The 16,854-nt window shown below is 71.0% G+C and carries 15 protein-coding genes; 10 read left to right on the forward strand and 5 right to left on the reverse strand.

The window, feature by feature from the left end; translation table 11 throughout:
- Positions 1 to 11 precede the first annotated feature (11 nt).
- Positions 12 to 1,574 carry an IMP dehydrogenase gene (guaB, locus tag KBX26_RS03360; protein WP_030337859.1) on the reverse strand — a complete coding sequence of 521 codons (1,563 nt, stop codon included), beginning with the start codon at positions 1,572 to 1,574 and terminating at the stop codon, positions 12 to 14.
- 186 nt (positions 1,575 to 1,760) lie between these two features.
- Here guaB and KBX26_RS03365 point away from each other — a divergent pair, with 186 nt between their 5' ends.
- Positions 1,761 to 2,180 (forward strand): DUF5319 domain-containing protein, encoded by a 420-nt coding sequence (locus KBX26_RS03365; protein WP_030337860.1) that lies wholly within the window; start codon positions 1,761 to 1,763, stop codon positions 2,178 to 2,180.
- Between the two features lie 93 nt (positions 2,181 to 2,273).
- On the opposite strand, the gene KBX26_RS03370 is transcribed toward KBX26_RS03365, so the two are convergent.
- Positions 2,274 to 3,089 carry a response regulator transcription factor gene (locus KBX26_RS03370; protein ID WP_030337861.1) on the reverse strand — a complete coding sequence of 272 codons (816 nt, stop codon included), beginning with the start codon at positions 3,087 to 3,089 and terminating at the stop codon, positions 2,274 to 2,276.
- A gap of 253 nt (positions 3,090 to 3,342) precedes the next feature.
- Here KBX26_RS03370 and KBX26_RS03375 point away from each other — a divergent pair, with 253 nt between their 5' ends.
- Both KBX26_RS03375 and KBX26_RS03380 read left to right on the forward strand, forming a co-directional pair.
- Positions 3,343 to 3,726: a WhiB family transcriptional regulator gene (locus KBX26_RS03375; protein ID WP_030337862.1), complete on the forward strand. Its 384-nt coding sequence runs from the start codon at positions 3,343 to 3,345 to the stop codon at positions 3,724 to 3,726.
- Positions 3,727 to 4,862: 1,136 nt separating this feature from the next.
- Positions 4,863 to 5,426 carry a hypothetical protein gene (locus KBX26_RS03380; protein ID WP_210864724.1) on the forward strand — a complete coding sequence of 188 codons (564 nt, stop codon included), beginning with the start codon at positions 4,863 to 4,865 and terminating at the stop codon, positions 5,424 to 5,426.
- A 450-nt stretch (positions 5,427 to 5,876) separates the two neighbouring features.
- On the opposite strand, the gene KBX26_RS03385 is transcribed toward KBX26_RS03380, so the two are convergent.
- The 3 genes from KBX26_RS03385 to groES all read right to left on the reverse strand — a co-directional run bounded on the left by KBX26_RS03385 (position 5,877) and on the right by groES (position 9,821).
- The gene (locus KBX26_RS03385) at positions 5,877 to 7,661 is read right to left on the reverse strand and encodes a molybdopterin-dependent oxidoreductase (protein WP_210864725.1); all 1,785 of its coding nucleotides are present in this window, start codon (positions 7,659 to 7,661) and stop codon (positions 5,877 to 5,879) included.
- 134 nt (positions 7,662 to 7,795) lie between these two features.
- On the reverse strand, positions 7,796 to 9,436 hold the full coding sequence (gene groL / locus KBX26_RS03390) for a chaperonin GroEL (RefSeq protein WP_030330049.1): 1,641 nt from the start codon (positions 9,434 to 9,436) through the stop codon (positions 7,796 to 7,798).
- 70 nt (positions 9,437 to 9,506) lie between these two features.
- Entirely contained in the window at positions 9,507 to 9,821 is a 315-nt protein-coding gene (gene groES, locus KBX26_RS03395) for a co-chaperone GroES (protein WP_030330046.1), read from the reverse strand.
- 259 nt (positions 9,822 to 10,080) lie between these two features.
- Between groES and KBX26_RS03400 the strand changes: the two genes are divergently transcribed.
- The 7 genes from KBX26_RS03400 (at position 10,081) to KBX26_RS03430 (ending at position 16,750) form a co-directional block, all read left to right on the forward strand.
- Positions 10,081 to 11,277: a methyltransferase domain-containing protein gene (locus KBX26_RS03400; RefSeq protein ID WP_210858109.1), complete on the forward strand. Its 1,197-nt coding sequence runs from the start codon at positions 10,081 to 10,083 to the stop codon at positions 11,275 to 11,277.
- 10 nt (positions 11,278 to 11,287) lie between these two features.
- Entirely contained in the window at positions 11,288 to 11,767 is a 480-nt protein-coding gene (gene ybaK, locus KBX26_RS03405; RefSeq protein ID WP_030330042.1) for a Cys-tRNA(Pro) deacylase, read from the forward strand.
- Between the two features lie 179 nt (positions 11,768 to 11,946).
- A complete protein-coding gene (locus KBX26_RS03410) occupies positions 11,947 to 13,038 on the forward strand; it encodes a sugar ABC transporter substrate-binding protein (RefSeq protein WP_030330040.1) in 1,092 nt (363 codons plus the stop codon).
- 114 nt (positions 13,039 to 13,152) lie between these two features.
- A complete protein-coding gene (locus tag KBX26_RS03415; RefSeq protein WP_030330038.1) occupies positions 13,153 to 13,971 on the forward strand; it encodes an ATP-binding cassette domain-containing protein in 819 nt (272 codons plus the stop codon).
- A complete protein-coding gene (locus KBX26_RS03420) occupies positions 13,968 to 15,230 on the forward strand; it encodes a sugar ABC transporter permease (protein ID WP_030330036.1) in 1,263 nt (420 codons plus the stop codon). Before KBX26_RS03415 ends, KBX26_RS03420 begins: the two co-directional genes overlap by 4 nt.
- A gap of 22 nt (positions 15,231 to 15,252) precedes the next feature.
- Positions 15,253 to 16,434, forward strand: coding sequence for an ROK family protein (locus KBX26_RS03425; RefSeq protein WP_210864726.1), 1,182 nt, complete (start codon positions 15,253 to 15,255; stop codon positions 16,432 to 16,434).
- Between the two features lie 19 nt (positions 16,435 to 16,453).
- Entirely contained in the window at positions 16,454 to 16,750 is a 297-nt protein-coding gene (locus KBX26_RS03430; RefSeq protein WP_210864727.1) for a DUF1707 domain-containing protein, read from the forward strand.
- The last annotated feature ends 104 nt before the right edge of the window (positions 16,751 to 16,854 follow it).

The raw sequence follows: 16,854 nt of genomic DNA on the forward strand, positions 1-16,854 counted from the left end.
GGGGTGGTGGGTCAGCGGGTGTGGTAGTTGGGCGCCTCGACGGTCATCTGGATGTCGTGCGGGTGGCTCTCCTTCAGGCCGGCCGCGGTGATCCGGATGAGCTGGCCCCGGCGGTGCAGATCGGGGATGTTCTCCGCACCGGCGTACCCCATGGCCAGTCGCAGACCGCCGACCAGCTGGTGGGCCACCCGGGAGAGCGGCCCCCGGTAGGGCACCTGGCCCTCCACGCCCTCCGGGACCAGCTTGTCGTCGCTGAGCACGTCCTGCTGGAAGTAGCGGTCCTTGCTGTACGACTTGGCCTGACCCCGGGACTGCATCGCGCCGAGCGACCCCATCCCGCGGTACGTCTTGAACTGCTTGCCATTGACGAAGATCAGCTCGCCGGGGCTCTCCTCGCAGCCGGCCAGCAGGCTGCCGAGCATCACCGTGTCGGCGCCGGCGACCAGGGCCTTGGCGATGTCACCGGAATATTGAATGCCGCCGTCGCCGATCACCGGCACGCCGGCCGGGCGGGCGGCCCGGGCCGCCTCCATGATCGCGGTCACCTGCGGCACGCCGACCCCGGCGACGATCCGGGTGGTGCAGATCGCGCCCGGCCCCACACCCACCTTGACGCCGTCGGCGCCGGCGTCGACGAGCGCCTTCGCGCCGGCGTACGTGGCCACGTTGCCGCCCATGACGTCGACCGCCACGTCGGCCTTGAGCCGGCGGACCATGTCCAGCACGGCCCGCTGGTGACCGTGCGCGGTGTCCACGATCAGCACGTCCACGCCCGCGTCGACCAGGGCACGGGCCCGCTTGTAGGCGTCCTCACCGACACCGATGGCGGCGGCGACCCGCAGACGACCGGCGTCGTCCTTGCTGGCGTCCGGATACTGCTCGCTCTTGGTGAAGTCCTTCACCGTGATCAGGCCGCGCAGTCGGCCCGAGTCGTCGACGATCGGCAGCTTCTCGACCTTGTGCTGACGCAGCAGGGCCAGAGCGTCGTCCTTGCTCACCCCGACCCGGGCCGTGATCAACGGAGTGCGGGTCATGATCTCGCGGACCGGGGTGTTCGGCTCGGAGACGAAACGCATGTCCCGGTTGGTGACGATGCCCACCAGCTGGCCGTCGCCGTCCACCACCGGAACGCCCGAGATGCGGTACCGCCCGCACAGCTCGTCGACCTCACGCAGCGTGTCGTCCGGGCTGGCGGTCACCGGGTTGGTGATCATGCCGGACTCGGAGCGCTTGACCAGGTCGACCTGGAGGGCCTGGTCCTCCATGGAGAGGTTGCGGTGCAACACACCGATGCCGCCCTGACGGGCCATGGCGATCGCCATCCGGGCCTCGGTCACCGTGTCCATGGCGCTGGACAGCAGCGGAATGGACAACTCGATGTTGCGGGTGAGCTTCGTCCGGGTGTTGACCCGGCTGGGCACCACGTCCGACTCGCCCGGCTGGAGCAGCACGTCGTCGAAGGTCAGACCGAGCGGAACCACCCGGGCGGAGCCGGCCGGCAGCTCAGGCAGGTGGCCGCCCAGGTCGGCGTGCTCGACGCCGGCCGGAAGATCGGTGCTGGGCGAATTTTCCACGATTGCTCCCCTGAGCTGCTCGGATGGGCTTCAGCGAGGTGGCGCGGGCGGGCACCGGAGCGCGCCACGGTGCCGGCACGTCGCCTCATCGTACCCAGTGAGCTGGGCGACCCGTCCGTGGCAGGCCGGCCCGGCGCGGAGGCCGGGGGGCGGACGTTCGCGCCGCGTTGGGTCTACGGTGAGGGGGTGCACGACGAGCCCATCGACCCGTTCAATGGCGACCCGGCCGATCCGACAGCGGGTCTGGATGACCCGGGCGATGACGCGACGCCGGATCCGCTGACCGACGTCGAGCGGCAGGATGTGCTGGAGGACCTCGCCGACCTGGAGATCTACCAGGCGCTGCTGGCCCCGATCGGGGTCCGCGGGCTGGTGATCGAATGCGAGGACTGCCGGGAGCCGCACTACTTCGACTGGGACCTGCTCCGCGGCAACCTGCGGCACCTGCTCAACTCCGGCCGACCCCGGGTGCACGAGCCCGCGTACGACCCCGACCCGGATCACTATGTGACCTGGGACTACGCCCGGGGGTACGCCGACGGGGTGCACGACACCCTGTCCGAGGGCACCGAGGACGAGCCGGGCGCCCCGACCGCCACCAAGTGACGACACCGGCGCGCGGCGTACCCCTGCTCTCGGGTGCCGTGCGGGCGTGCCCCGCTTCCGCGCGGCGTGCCCTGCGGCGGCGCTGCGCGGACGTCAGGCCACCAGACCGGCGCGGAACCCCGCCGCCACCGCGTGCGCCCGGTCCCGGGCACCGAGCTTGCGGAACAACCGGCGGGCGTGCGTCTTGACGGTGTCCTCCGACACGAACAGTTCCCGGCCGATCTCCGCGTTGCTCTTGCCCTCGGCCATGCCCAGCAGCACCTGAAGCTCACGCTCGGTGAGGCCGATGGACGCCCGACTGGGTCGCGCGTTCGGGACGGGACGGCCCGGGTCGGTCTGCGCCGCCGGCTCACCGGTCCCCGCCTCCGCCTCGTCGTCGCCCCGCTGCACCGGCACCGACGCCAGACCGGCCGACCCGTCAGCGGCCGTCGCCGTCCAACCGGGCTCACCGGAACCGCGCGGCGCCGGCCCGGAGCGACCGGAACCACCCACCGCCGCCGCGTCGCGGGCCGGATCGGTGCTTCGCTGCCGGGAGGCTCGACCGGGCGCGGTGAGCAGCAGTAGGGCCTTCGCCACCGCGCTGGTCAGGTCGTGGTCGACATTCTGGATGAGCCCCCGGGCGCCGGCACTGATGGTGGCCGCCGCAGCCTCGGACTCCTCGGTGCCGAGCAGCAGCACCGCTGCCTGCGGGGCCCGCGCCAACACCCGGCGGACGAAGCCGGCGCTGTCCGGCCGGGTGAGGGCGGTGTCCGCCAACACCACGTCGGCCGGCCGCTCCGCCAGCCGCAGCATCACCTCGGGATCAGAGACGGCGGTACGAACGATCGCGGACAACCCCAGCCGCGCGGCAGCAGAAGTAAGGTGCTGGGCCGCGAGCGGTGTCCGAACGCACACAAGGACGGTACGCACTGTGGTCTCCTCTCCGCCAACGAGCAGACCATGACGCGGTCGGCTGGGGAGGTGGTTCCGGGCAATCGTTCGAACTTTTCCGACAGATAGGGCGAAAGCCGCAATTTCCCGGAGGTTTTCGATCACAGACGTGTGAGTTGACGAAAGCCCGGGTACCGGAGATCCAGGCCGGGAACGGTGCGCCTGCGCGGCCCGCCGCCCGGACGCCGGCCATCAAGGATTCTCGCGGAGCCGCGCGGGAGGAGGGGTGCTGATGTCGAACGTACGTAGACTGCCCGGACCCATCGTCGATCTCTGGGACTGGCAGCGACTCGGTGCCTGCCGAGGACGCGACAGCGCGCAGTTCTTCCACCCCGACGGTGAACGAGGCTCGTCCCGGCTGCGCCGCGAATCCTCCGCCAAGGCGGTCTGCCGCACCTGCCCCGTACGCGCCGAGTGCGCCGCCCACGCACTGTCAGTGCGCGAGCCGTACGGCGTGTGGGGCGGCTTCAGCGAGTCGGAGCGTCTCCGACTGCTCGCCGTCGGCTGGGAGGACCTCGCAGACCGCCGGCACGCCCGAGTCGACGTCGCGCGACTGGAAGCCCGCCTGGGCCGCCCGCACAAGTCGACGGTCCCGGCCCAGCGCAAGGTCGCCTGACCCGACCGTCCCCAACATCCGCGAACCGCGCCCCCGACCTGGGAGCGCGGTTCGCGCGGTTGTGCGCGGTCTCGCACCAACGCGCGGGTCCACCCGGCCTGCGCGGCGCGCCGCCTACGCAGCTCCGCAGGTCTGCGCGGCCTTGCCGGGCTTGCGTGGCTTCGCAGGGTCCGCGCCGCGTTGCGGGCTCGCGTGGCTTCGCGAGGTCTGCGCGGTCCTTGCGGGCTTGGGTTGCTTCCCGAGTTCTGCGCGGCCTTGCAGGCTTGGGTTGCTTCGCGGTCTGCGCGGCCTTGCGGGCTTGGGTTGCTTCCCGGTCTGCGCGGCCTTACGGGCCTGCCTGGCTTCGCGAGGTCTGCGTCACGTTACGGGCTCGGGGTGGCTTCGCGAGGTCTGCACGGCTTCAGGCAACTGGCAAACCCGCGACCATCGCGCTCGATGCCGACCCCGTTACGGCCGTGATCAACACGAGGTCCTTGATATCGGGGCGTCCCGCTCGCCCGGACACCCCGATTTCACTGAAGACGAGTGGATCAAGCCCTGGTGCGCACGGGACCAGCCGGCGGGGGATGATCTCAGGGGAGATTTGTCCGGTCTGGGCCGTTGCAGGGTGACGTACCGTTAGGCTATGCACGGTTTGGGGCTTTTGCCTGGTTACCGGTCTCACCGGTGGGCCGGAATCGTGGCCGGGCCGGGGTCGTTACACACCCTGACGATCGCAGCAGCACCTCCCGCCGCCCGGTCTTCACGGGCGCGGGATCCGAGGTCCGGCAGGGTGGAATGCCCGCCGCCACCCGGTCGTTATGGTCCCCACGATCGACCGCAGGCACCGCCGTGATGGGGGTGCCGGCAGGTTGGGCCACCGGGGAATGACCCCGGCCCCCCGGTCGTTGTAATCCCCACGATCGACCGCAGGCATCGCCTCCACCTGGGTGCCGACGGGATGGGCCACCCCCGGAATGACCCCGGCCCCCCGGTCGTTACACCTGGACCCCGGCGCCACGAGCCCCGCTCGCAGGCCGCCGACCCCTCAGACTTTTCCCGGTTTGTTTGTGCAGCGCCGGACGAGGTGCTCACACCCTGCCGCCGTTCCCCCCTTTGGCGGTTCGGGTGTTCCTACCCCCGAAGGAGCTACCCCCATGAACACGATCTTCCGTAAGAGCATGCTGTCCGTTGCTGGTCTCGCGTTCGCCGGTGGTGTCTTCGCCGGCCCGATCGCCGCCCACGCCAACCCGGCCGTGGACGCCAAGCCCGCCGCCGCAGCGGTGGCCGTGCAGGCGGCGAAGCCGCAGGGCGAGCAGTCGCACATCACCCTCAACGACGAGCAGACGGCCAACGTCAAGGCGATCATCGCCGCGACGAAGAAGGCCGGCCTGCCCGAACGGGCCGCGGTCATCTCGATCGCGACGAGCCTGCAGGAGTCGAAGCTGGAGAACCTGGGTCACCTGGGTGACAGGAACGATCATGACTCGCTGGGCCTGTTCCAGCAGCGCCCGTCCAGTGGTTGGGGTACGCCGGAGCAGATCACCGACCCCGAGTACTCGACGACCGCGTTCCTGAAGGGTCTGAAGCAGGTTGACGGGTGGCAGGACATGCCGCTGACCGTGGCCGCGCAGACGGTGCAGGTCTCGGCGTACCCGGACGCCTACGCCCAGTGGGAGCAGCAGGCCACCGACCTCGTCGCCCAGCACTGGAACAGCTGACCCGCACCACCGCACACCAGCACCACCGCACGGTAAGACCCAAGACCACCGACCGCTGGCCGGCACCCGCAACCCGGGGTGCCGGCCAGCGGCCTTTGCATTGCCGCCGGCCCGCCGGGACGCCCGCCCCCGGGACGCCGACCACCGACCGCCGCAGCGGGCCGCAACGGGAGATGCCGCGCTGAAGGGCTCCTCGGCGGAGGCGGATGGCGTCATCAAGCGGCGTGCGTTTCCAGATCTTGGACAGTTTCCGTTAGCACAGAACGGAAACTGTCCAAGATCTGCATGTACGGTCCGAGCATCGCCGGTCCATCAGCCGCCGGCCGCGCCGAAGGACAGGCACGGACCCGCAAGCCAGGTCGGTAGGCAGCCGCGGTAGATCACCCACGGACCCCGCGGTCAGGTGGGGCCCTCCCCGCTGTCGACCGGAGGGGCCGTGGTGTGTCGGGGTCAGCGGACGGTGACGGTGACGGTATGCCAGCCGGTGGCGCCGTCCGGGACGACGCCCTGGGTACGGTCGGTTTGGGTTTCACCGGTCGCGTCTGTCGCTCGGACCTGGAGCCGGTGTTCGCCCGGTGTGGCGTCCCAGCGCCAGGACCACTGGACCCAGGTGTCCACCGACACGGTGGGGGCCAGTTCGGCCTCCTGCCACTGGCCGTCGTCGACGCGTACCTCGACTCGGCGGATGCCTCGGTGCTGCGCCCAGGCCACCCCGGCGACGGTCACCGGCCCGGCGGTCAGCCGGTTGCGTCTGCGGGGCGTGTCGATCCGCGACTGGGTCTTGATCGGCCCCTCGCGGGACCATCCGCGCGGCACCCAGTACGCGTCGAAGTCGGCGAACCGGGTCAGCTCAAGTTCGGTCACCCATTTGCAGGCCGACACGTAGCCGTAGAGGCCCGGCACCACCATCCGGACCGGGAAGCCGTGCTCGACCGGCAGCGGCTCGCCGTTCATTCCGACGGCCAGCAGCGCGTCCCGTCCGTCGCGCAGCGCGGCGGTGGGGGTGCCGCAGGTCCAGCCGTCGACAGACCGGCCGACGACCTGGTCGGCGTCGTCGTCGGGCTCGACCTCGTCCAGCAGTTCCCGCAGGGGTACGCCGAGCCAGCGGGCGTTGCCGATCAGGTCCCCGCCCACCTCGTTGGAGACGCAGGCCAGGGTGACGTACCGCTCGACCAGCGGTCGGGCCAGCAGATCCGCGTAACTGTAGGTGCGCTCCTTACCGACCCGTCCGTGGATCCGCAGCCGCCAGGTGTCCGGGTCGACCTGGGGCACCACCAGCGCGGTGTCGATCCGGTAGAACCCGAAGTTCGGGGTGACGTACGGCGCCAGTTGGGCCAGCGAGAGGTTCGCGCCTGCCGGCACGGCCGGTGCGGGGGCGACCGGCGCGGGCAGGCGGATCGCGTCCCGGGCTGCGGACACGCCGCGCCGACCTGCCAGCCAACGCCCGCCGAGACCGGCCACCACTGCCGTTCCGAGCAGCACCCCGCTCCCGGTGAGAAATCGCCGCCGCGACTCCGGGTCCACCTCGGCGGGCTCAACCGGCTCAACCGCCGGCGTCGGCCCCGCCGAAGGCACCGGCACCGGCGCGGCCGGAGACACCGGCCGACGCTCGGATGCTGAGGAGGCTCCCGTCGGCAGCTCGTCCCGCGACTCCGACCCCGGGCCGGTGGACGACACAGGCCCGGCAGGCGGCACCGCACCGTCAGGCCGCGCCGCACCGGCAGGCGGCACAGGACCGTTGGACGGCGCCGGGCCGGCGGACCGCACGGTCGGCGTGGGTGGTGACCAGGGCCAGGGGTTCAGTTCGAACGGGCCGGCGATGAACAGCCAGAGCACCAGGGCGCCGAGACCCGCGCCGATCACTGACGGCAGTGCGTCGGCGAGATCCGCGCCGGAGCGGGTCAACGCGGCGGCGACGCCGATGGCGCCGAACACGCCGATGCCTGCCAGGCCGAGTGCCAGCCGACGAACCGCCAGTACGCCGAGGAGCGCGGCGAAGCCGCCCAGCAACACGGCGGTGCCGACCAGCAGCGCGATCTTGTCGGCGGTGCCGAAGAGGTCGATGGCGAGTTGCTTGAGTGACTCGGGGACGGCGTCGACGATGACCCCGCCGACCGCGACCAGGGGTGCCGACCGGGGGCCGGTCAGCACCGCTACCGGTTCGGCGATCCCGATCGCGACGGCGGCGGCGGTGATTCCGGCCAGCGCGGCGTACCGCCGTGACGTGGTGCTCATCGGCCCAGTGTGCGCGATCATCTCGGCCGGTCGCCAACAACGTCAGCGTTCGGTAATGACCTGCCAGCCGACGGAAACGGGCCGGGGCGCACCGCCGTACGGCGGTGCGCCCCGGAACGGGTGTCGCTACCGGATCAGAAGCCGGGGCCGTGCTGGTGGCCGTGACCGTGGCCGTGCCCGCCGGCGGCGGCCGGTTCGGCCTGCTCCGGCTTCTCCACCACGAGGCTCTCCGTGGTGAGCAGCAGACCGGCGATCGAGGCGGCGTTGGTGACCGCGTTGCGGGTCACCTTCACCGGGTCGATGATGCCGGCCTTGACCAGGTCGACGTACTCGCCCTTGGCGGCGTCGAGGCCGTTGCCCCAGCTGAGGTCGGCGACCTTCTGCGTCACGACGTAGCCGTCGTGACCGGCGTTCTGGGCGATCCAGCGCAGCGGCTCGACGAGCGCCTTGCGCACGACCGAGACGCCGACCTTCTCGTCACCGGTGAAGCCCAGGTCGTCGTCGAGCACCGAGAGGATCTGCACCAGGGCGGCGCCGCCGCCGGGCACGGTGCCCTCCTCGACCGCTGCCTTGGTCGCCGCGATGGCGTCCTCGATGCGGTGCTTGCGCTCCTTCATCTCGACCTCGGTCGCCGCGCCGGCCTTGATGACGGCGATGCCACCGGAGAGCTTCGCCAGCCGCTCGGCCAGCTTCTCCCGGTCCCACTCGGAGTCGGAGGCCTCGATCTCCTTGCGGATCTGGGACACCCGGTCGGCGACGTCGGCCTTCTGGCCACCGCCGTCGACGATCGTGGTGTTCTCCTTGTCGACCACGACGCGCCGGGCGGTGCCGAGCACCTCCAGGCCGACCTGGTCGAGCTTGTAGCCCAGCTCCGAGGCGACCAGCTCGGCGCCCGTGGAGATCGCGATGTCCTGGAGCATCGCCTTGCGCCGGTCACCGAAGCCCGGGGCCTTGACCGCGCAGACCTTGAGGGTCTTGCGCAGCGAGTTGACCACCAGGGTGGAGAGCGCCTGGCCGTCCACGTCCTCGGCGATGATCAGCAGGGGCTTGCTGTTCTGCAGGACCTTCTCCAGCAGCGGCAGCAGCTCCTCGATCGCCGAGATCTTCTGGGTGGTGACCAGGATGTACGCGTCCTCGAGGACGGACTCCTGGCTCTCCAGGTCGGTGACGAAGTTCGGCGAGATGAAGCCCTTGTCGAACTGGAGACCCTCGGTCACGTCCAGTTCGGTGGTGAGCATCGAGCCTTCCTCGACGGTGATGACACCGTCGCGGCCGACGCGCTCCATCGCCTCGGCGATCAGATCGCCGATCGTGGAGTCCTGCGCGGAGATCGTCGCCACGTTCGCGATCGACTCCTTGCTGGTGACCTCGGCAGCCTTGCCGAGCAGCGCCTCGGAGACCTTGGTGGCCGCCGCGTCGATGCCCCGCTTGAGGCCGGCCGGGTTGGTCCCGGCGGTCACGTTGCGCAGACCCTCCCGGACCATGGCCTGGGCCAGCACGGTCGCGGTGGTGGTCCCGTCGCCGGCGACGTCGTTGGTCTTGGTCGCCACCTCCTTGACCAGCTGCGCGCCAAGGTTCTCGTACGGGTTGGTGAGCTCGATCTCCTTGGCGATGGTCACACCATCGTTGGTGATCGTCGGCGCACCGAATTTCTTGTCCAGGACGACGTTGCGCCCGCGCGGGCCGAGGGTGACCTTGACCGCGTCCGCGAGGGCGTTGACACCGTGCTCCAGCAGGTGTCGGGCGTCGTCCGAGAAGCTCAGGATCTTCGCCATTAATGTCCCTTCGAAGCGCCATTGCCCCGGCCCGGCGAGCCGGACCGGGGCAGTGGCACTGATCGGTTGCTTACTTCTCGATGACCGCGAGGACGTCGCGGGCGGAGAGCACCAGGTACTCCTCGCCGGCGTACTTGACCTCGGTGCCGCCGTACTTCGAGTAGAGGACGGTGTCGCCGACCTGCACGTCAACCGGAACCCGGTTGCCGTTGTCGTCGACGCGCCCCGGGCCCACAGCGAGGACGGTGCCCTCCTGCGGCTTCTCCTTGGCGGTGTCGGGGATCACGATGCCCGACGCCGTGGTGGTCTCAGCCTCGTTCGCCTGGACCACGATGCGGTCCTCGAGCGGCTTGATCGCAACCTTGGTCGCGGTAGTCACGGGCATACCCTCCTGGGGTACTGGTTTCGTTGCTGACCAGCGGGGCTGGCCAGCGTCAATCTGCCTCATGCCACCGGGCGGTGCCGTCGTCGCGGGTGCCGGTCCGCCTGGCGTGCGCACCCGGGTCGCGAGACCCGGAAGCTGGCACCCTCAGGGTGAGAGTGCTAATCGCAGGTTATTCCGTGGCTAGCACTCCGTCAAGGAGAGTGCCAGCGCGTCGCGCCCCGCCAGCCAGGATTTCCGGCTCGGCCGGGACAATGACCGGGTGGATCTCGATCAGCTGGCGGCGCTGCGTACCCCTGAGGGGTCGGCCGCGCTCACCGCGGCGGCCGGGCTGGCCGGCGGTGACCCGCTGGCCGCGGCCTCGGCGCTGCGCGCGGCCGGGGTGCCGCCCACGCTGGCCGCGGCAGCCCTCACCCAGGCCGAGCTGCGCCACCGGGCGGTCGGCAAGTTCGGCTCGGCCGCCGCTGGGATGTTCCTCACCCGCCCCGGCCTGGAGCAGGCCACCCGCCGGGTGGTCGCCGACCGTCGGGCCGCCCGGTTGTCCGCGGCCGGCGTGCGCACCCTGGCCGACCTCGGCTGCGGGCTGGGGGCCGACGCGCTGGCCGCCGCCCGTGCCGGCATCCGGGTGTACGGGGTGGAGGCCGACCCGGTGACCGCCGCGATGGCCGCCGCCAACGCCACGGCGGCCGGCCTGGCCGAGCTGTTCACCGTCGAGTGCGGCGACGCGACCGGGTTCGACGTGTCACGGGTCGACGGCGTTTTCTGCGACCCGGCCCGCCGCACGAGCGGCACCGGGCGGCGAATCTTCGACCCGCGCGCCTACTCGCCGCCGTGGGACTTCGTGACCGGGCTGGCCGAGCGGGTGCCGCGCACTGTGGTGAAGGTGGCGCCGGGCCTGGACCACGGGCTCATCCCGGCCGGGGCGGAGGCCGAGTGGGTCGGCGTCGACGGTGACCTGGTCGAGGCGGCGCTCTGGTGCGGTGAGCTGGCGGAGGTGCCCCGCCGCGCCACCCTCTACCGGCAGCGGGGCAGCGAGATCCACCGTGACCAGCTCACCGGCTCGGGTGCCGCCGAGGCGCCGGTCGGGCCGGTACGCCGCTACCTGTACGACCCGGAGCCGGCGGTGGTGCGCGCGCATCTCGTCGCCGAACTGGCCACCGAGCTGGACGCCACCCTGGCCGATCCGAGCATCGCCTACCTCTATGCCGACCAGCCGACCCGCACCCCGTACGCGCGCTGTCTGGAGATCACCGACGTGTTGCCGTTCTCGCTCAAGCGCCTGCGGGCGCTGCTGCGGGACCGGCGGGTGGGCCGCGTGGAGATCCTCAAGCGGGGTTCGGCGCTCGTCCCGGAGCAGCTCCGCAAGGACCTGCGGCTGGCCGGGGACGAGGCGGCGAGTCTGGTGCTCACCCGGGTCGACGGCGCACCGACGGTGCTCATCGGCCGGCCGGTCCACTAACGTCGTCGCCGTGGCGGGACAGGGCACGCCGGCGACGGCACTGTTGGTCAAGCGCGGGATCGCGCATCGCACCCATCCGTACCGGGTGTCGCCGGACGCCCCGAACTACGGCGCGCTGGTGGCGGTGGCGCTCGGCGTGGCGCCGGAGCGGGTGTTCAAGTCGCTGGTGACCGCTGTCGACGGGGCGCTCACCGTGGCGGTCGTGCCGGTGACCGGGGAGCTGGATCTCAAGGCGCTCGCGGCGGCGGTCGGCGGCAAGCGGGCGGTGCTGGCGGATCGGGCGGTCGCCGAGCGTGCAACCGGCTACGTACGCGGTGGGATCAGCCCGCTCGGGCAGCGTCGGCGGTTGCCCACGGTGCTGGACGAGGCCGCGCTGCAACTGCCGACGATCTACGTCTCGGCTGGTCGGCGCGGACTACAACTCGAACTGGCAGCGGCGGATCTGGTGGCGCTGACCGACGCCCGTACCGCGGTGTTGCAGAGCAGCTGACGACAGTCGTTACATCGCTCTCCCCGTGGGATACCCGCGGAGTAACAGTCGCGTTGCTGAATTGTTATCGCTCCCAACAAACTAGGCACCTGCGCGGTCTTGTGTAGCCGGTGTGACGCGAAATACGTTGCCGGACACAACAAAACAACACCTCCCCCACCTCCGAAAGGACCCTGCACATGCGTAAGGGGATCCTCACCATCGCCGCCGTGGGCCTGCTCACGACCGGCGGCTTGACCGCTTGCAGCGACGACTCCGGCGACGGCGGCGCCGCCGCCAAGACCCCCAAGATCGGCGTGATCCTCCCGGACAGCAAGTCCTCGGCCCGCTGGGAGACCGCGGACCGTCGGTTCCTGGAGGAGGCGTTCAAGGCCGCCGGCGTCCAGTACGACATTCAGAACGCCCAGAACGACAAGACCGCCTTCCAGACCATCGCCGACCAGATGATCACCAGTGGCGTCACCGCCCTGATGATCGTCAACCTGGACTCCGGCACCGGCAAGGCAGTGCTGGACAAGGCCAAGTCGCAGGGCGTCGCCACCATCGACTACGACCGGCTCACCCTCGGCGGCTCCGCCCAGTACTACGTCAGCTTCGACAACGAGACCGTCGGCAAGCTCCAGGGCGAGGGCCTGTCGAAGTGCCTGACCGACAAGGGCGTCAAGAACCCCGTCGTGTCGTACCTGAACGGCTCCCCCACCGACAACAACGCCACCCTGTTCAAGGCCGGCTACGACTCGGTGCTCAAGCCGAAGTTCGACTCCAAGGAGTACGTCAAGGGCCCCGAGGACGCGGTGCCGGCGTGGGACAACGCGCAGGCCGCGACGATCTTCGAGCAGCAGCTCACCAAGGCCAACGGCAAGATCGACGGTGTGCTGGCCGCCAACGACGGTCTCGGCAACGCGGCCATCTCGATCCTCAAGAAGAACAAGCTCAACGGCAAGGTGCCGGTGACCGGGCAGGACGCCAGCACCGAGGGCCTGCAGAACATCCTCGTCGGTGACCAGTGCATGACCGTCTACAAGGCGGTTCGGGAAGAGGCCAAGGCCGCCTCCGACCTCGCCATCGCGCTCGCCAAGGGCGAGAAGAAGGACACCGGCCAGACGGTGAAGGACCCGGAGGGTGGCCGCGACGTCCCGTCGGTGCTGCTCACCCCGAAGGCCATCTACAAGGAGAACGTCAAGGACGTCATCGCCGACGGCTACGTGACCAAGGAAGAGGTCTGCGCCGGGGCGTACGCCAAGCTCTGCGCCGACGCCGGCATCAGCTGACCGACGCCGCAGTACCCGCCGGGACGACCATCGCCGCCCGGCACGGGAGCACCCTCCCGTGCCGGGCGGCGCCCGCCGGACGGGCCCCGACCCTCCCTTAAGAAGGAGACCCCCGTGTCCGCGACTCCCCTGCTGGAACTCCGCGGGATCGACAAGAGCTTCGGTCCCGTCCAGGTGCTCCGCGACGTCGCCCTGACCGTCCACCCGGGCGAAGTGACCGCACTGGTCGGCGACAACGGCGCCGGCAAGTCGACCCTGGTGAAGTGCATCAGCGGCATCCACCCCATCGACGCCGGAGAGTTCCTGTTCAACGGTGAACCGGTACACATCGGCAGCCCCCGCGACGCCGCCACGCTCGGCATCGAGGTCGTCTACCAGGACCTCGCGCTCTGCGACAACCTGGACATCGTGCAGAACATGTTCCTCGGCCGGGAGAAGCGCAGCGGCATCGTCCTGGACGAGCCGACCATGGAACAGCTCGCCGCCGAAACGCTGGCGGGGCTCTCCATCCGCACCGTCACGTCACTTCGCCAGCACGTCTCCAGCCTCTCCGGCGGTCAGCGCCAGACCGTGGCCATCGCCAAGGCGGTGCTCTGGAACAGCAAGCTGGTCATCCTGGACGAGCCCACCGCGGCGCTCGGCGTGGCACAGACCGCCCAGGTGCTCGAACTGGTCCGCCGCCTCGCCGACAACGGCCTGGCCGTGGTGCTCATCTCGCACAACATGAACGACGTCTTCGCCGTCTCCGACCGGATCGCCGCGCTGTACCTCGGCCAGATGGTCGCCCAGGTGAAGACCACCGACATCACCCACGCCCAGGTGGTCGAGCTGATCACCGCCGGGCGCTCGGGCGGGCTCGGCCTCGCCACCGACCCGGGCAGCAACGGCGACGGCCCGCAGCCGGCCGACTCGATCTCAGGAGGCGTCCGATGACCACCACCGCCGTGCGGAAGGACGGCCCCGCCGCCGTCACACCCCCGCCGACCGTCGGAGGCCACGCCCGCACCTACCTGAGTCGGGTACGCGGTGGCGACGTCGGCGCGCTGCCGGCCGTGCTCGGCCTGATCGTGCTCTGCACCGTCTTCGCCATCATGCGGCCGTCGTCGTTCCTGTCCGCCGGCAACTTCGCCAACCTCTTCACGCAGGGCGCGGCGGTCACGCTGATCGCGATGGGTCTGGTCTTCGTGCTGCTGCTCGGCGAGATCGACCTCTCCGCCGGCTTCGCCAGCGGCGTCTGCGCGGCGGTACTGGCCAATGTGGTCACCGTGCTCGGCTACCCCTGGTGGGTCGCCGTGCTCGCCGCGATCGCCACCGGCGTGGTCATCGGCACCACGCTCGGCATGCTGGTCGCGAAGATCGGCATTCCGTCCTTCGTGGTCACCCTCGCCGGTTTCCTCGCCTTCCAGGGCGTCGTGCTGCTGCTCGTCAAGGAGGGCACCAACATCTCCGTCCGCGACGAGGTGCTGGTCGCCATCGCCAACCGCAACCTCGCCCCCACGGTGGGCTGGGCGCTGACCGCCGTCGCGGTCGTCGGCTACGCGGCGGTGCAACTGCTGCGTCACCGCACCCGGGTGGCCCGCGGTCTGATCACCGACCCGATCGCTGTGGTGGCGCTGCGGATCGGCGGGCTCGCCGTCATCCTCGGCACCGCCGTGTACGTGCTCAACCTGGAGCGCAGCCGCAACGTCCTGATCAGCTCACTCAAGGGCGTGCCGATCGTGGTGCCGGTCATCGCGGTGCTGCTGGTCATCGGGACCTTCGTGTTGCAACGCACCAGCTACGGCCGGCACATCTACGCCGTGGGTGGCAACCGGGAAGCCGCCCGGCGGGCCGGCATCGAGGTCGACCGGATCCGGATCTCGGTCTTCATGATCTGCTCGTCGATGGCCGCCATCGGTGGCATCGTGGCGGCCAGCCGGGCCAACTCGGTCGACCCGAACACCGGGGGCAGTAACGTACTGCTCTACGCGGTCGGCGCGGCGGTGATCGGCGGCACCAGCCTCTTCGGTGGCAAGGGCCGCGTCCTCGACGCCGTACTCGGCGGCGCGGTGGTCGCGGTCATCGAAAACGGAATGGGCCTGATGGGGTACAGCGCGGGAGTCAAGTACGTGGTCACCGGCGTCGTGCTGCTGCTCGCGGCCAGCGTCGACGCGCTCTCCCGCCGCCGCGCGGCAGCCACCGGCACCCGCTGACCGCGCGGGAGGTAGCACCAGCATGCGCCCAGGACCAAGCCAGGATGACGTCCGACGGCAGAACCTCGGTGCCCTGCTGCGGCACGTGCACGTCCACGGGGCGACCACCCGCGCCGAACTGACCACCACGCTGGGCCTCAACCGCAGCACCATCGGCGCGCTCACCGCCGACCTGTCCGCAGTGGGGCTGGTCAGCGAAGGGGCACCGAAGGAAACCGGCCGGGCCGGACGACCGTCACTCGTCGTCCGGCCCGAGTCGGCCCGGGTCTACGCGTACGCGTACTCGGTGGAGGTGGACCGCCTGCGCGCGGCCCGGATCGGGCTGGGCGGCGCGGTCCTGGACCGCCGGGATCTGGACCGGCCACGCGGCCTGCTGGCCGCGGAGGCCGCGCCGCTGCTGGCCGGCGCGGTCAAGGAGATGCAGCAGACGGTTCCGGCGGACGCGATCTGCGTCGGTGCCGGCGTCGCGGTCTGCGGCATGGTCCGCCGGGACGACGGTCTGGTCCGGCTCGGCCCCACCACCGGTTGGGTGGACGAGCCGATCGGCGCGGCTCTCGCCGACGAGTTGGGCATCGCCGTGCCGATCACCGTGGGCAACGTCGCCGACGTCGCCGCGTTCGCCGAGCACGCCCGAGGTGTGGCGGCGGGCTGTGACAACGTCCTCTACCTGTACGGCGACGTCGGCGTGGGGGCCGGCATCATCGCCGGTGGACGTCGACTGACCGGCCACGGTGGATACGGCGGCGAGGTCGGCCACATGAAGGTGGTCCGCGACGGCAGGCAGTGTGAGTGCGGCTCCCGGGGCTGCTGGGAGACCGAGATCGGTGAGCACGGCCTCCTGCACGCCGCCGGACGCTCCGACGCCCGGGGCCGCGACGCACTGTTGGAGGTCTTCGACGCGGCCGACCGGGGAGACGCCCGGGCCCAGACGGCGGTCCGTCAGGCCGGCGACTGGCTCGGCTTCGGGGTGGCCAACCTGGTGAACATCTTCAACCCCGAGATGGTCATCTTCGGTGGGACCATGCGTGACCTCTACCTCGCGGCGGCGGCCCAGATCCGCAGTCGGCTCAACTCCAACGCGCTCGGCGCCTGCCTGGAACACGTCCGGCTGCGCACCCCGAAACTGGGCGCTGACGCGCCCCTGATCGGCGCCGCCGAGCTGGCCTTCGAACGGCTCCTCGCGGACCCCCTCGACGTGGGCTGATCCGCGTACGCTGTCCGGCGTGGATGTCGAGCTGCGCGCCTCCGACGACGACCGCAACCGCGTGGTCGCCGCGCTGCACCAACACACCGCGGCGGGCCGGCTGACCTTGGACGAGTTCTCCGAGCGGGCCGGTGCGGTGTGGACCGCGCGCACCCTCGGCGACCTGGCCGCGCTGACCCGCGACCTACCGGCCCTGCCGGACCCGGTCGTCGACGCCGACCCGGTCGGGCGCGGGCGTCAGGAGTTGCTGATGGTCTTCGCCGCCGCGGCGCTCACCCTGCTGCTGCTCGGCGGCCTGCTCGCCGTCACCCGCTGATCCGGGCCGCCCGACGGTGAACTGATCGCGCGATCAGTCCGTACCAGTGGGCGGACGGGCAACCGGCAGGTACGGCTGCCCGGTCCAGACGCGATCCGGTCCGG

Origin of the sequence: Micromonospora sp. C97, from assembly GCF_018070385.1 — a bacterium.
Taxonomy (GTDB): Bacteria; Actinomycetota; Actinomycetes; order Mycobacteriales; family Micromonosporaceae; genus Micromonospora; species Micromonospora parva.

Bases quoted from the DNA above. Each gene is read 5' to 3' on its own strand.
- KBX26_RS03380 (WP_210864724.1), top strand. From the start codon at position 4,863: ATGAACACGATCTTCCGTAAGAGCATGCTGTCCGTTGCTGGTCTCGCG.
- KBX26_RS03410 (WP_030330040.1), top strand. From the start codon at position 11,947: ATGCGTAAGGGGATCCTCACCATCGCCGCCGTGGGCCTGCTCACGACC.
- KBX26_RS03420 (WP_030330036.1), top strand. From the start codon at position 13,968: ATGACCACCACCGCCGTGCGGAAGGACGGCCCCGCCGCCGTCACACCC.
- groES (WP_030330046.1), bottom strand. From the start codon at position 9,821: ATGCCCGTGACTACCGCGACCAAGGTTGCGATCAAGCCGCTCGAGGAC.
- groL (WP_030330049.1), bottom strand. From the start codon at position 9,436: ATGGCGAAGATCCTGAGCTTCTCGGACGACGCCCGACACCTGCTGGAG.
- KBX26_RS03375 (WP_030337862.1), top strand. From the start codon at position 3,343: ATGTCGAACGTACGTAGACTGCCCGGACCCATCGTCGATCTCTGGGAC.
- KBX26_RS03425 (WP_210864726.1), top strand. From the start codon at position 15,253: ATGCGCCCAGGACCAAGCCAGGATGACGTCCGACGGCAGAACCTCGGT.
- KBX26_RS03385 (WP_210864725.1), bottom strand. From the start codon at position 7,661: ATGAGCACCACGTCACGGCGGTACGCCGCGCTGGCCGGAATCACCGCC.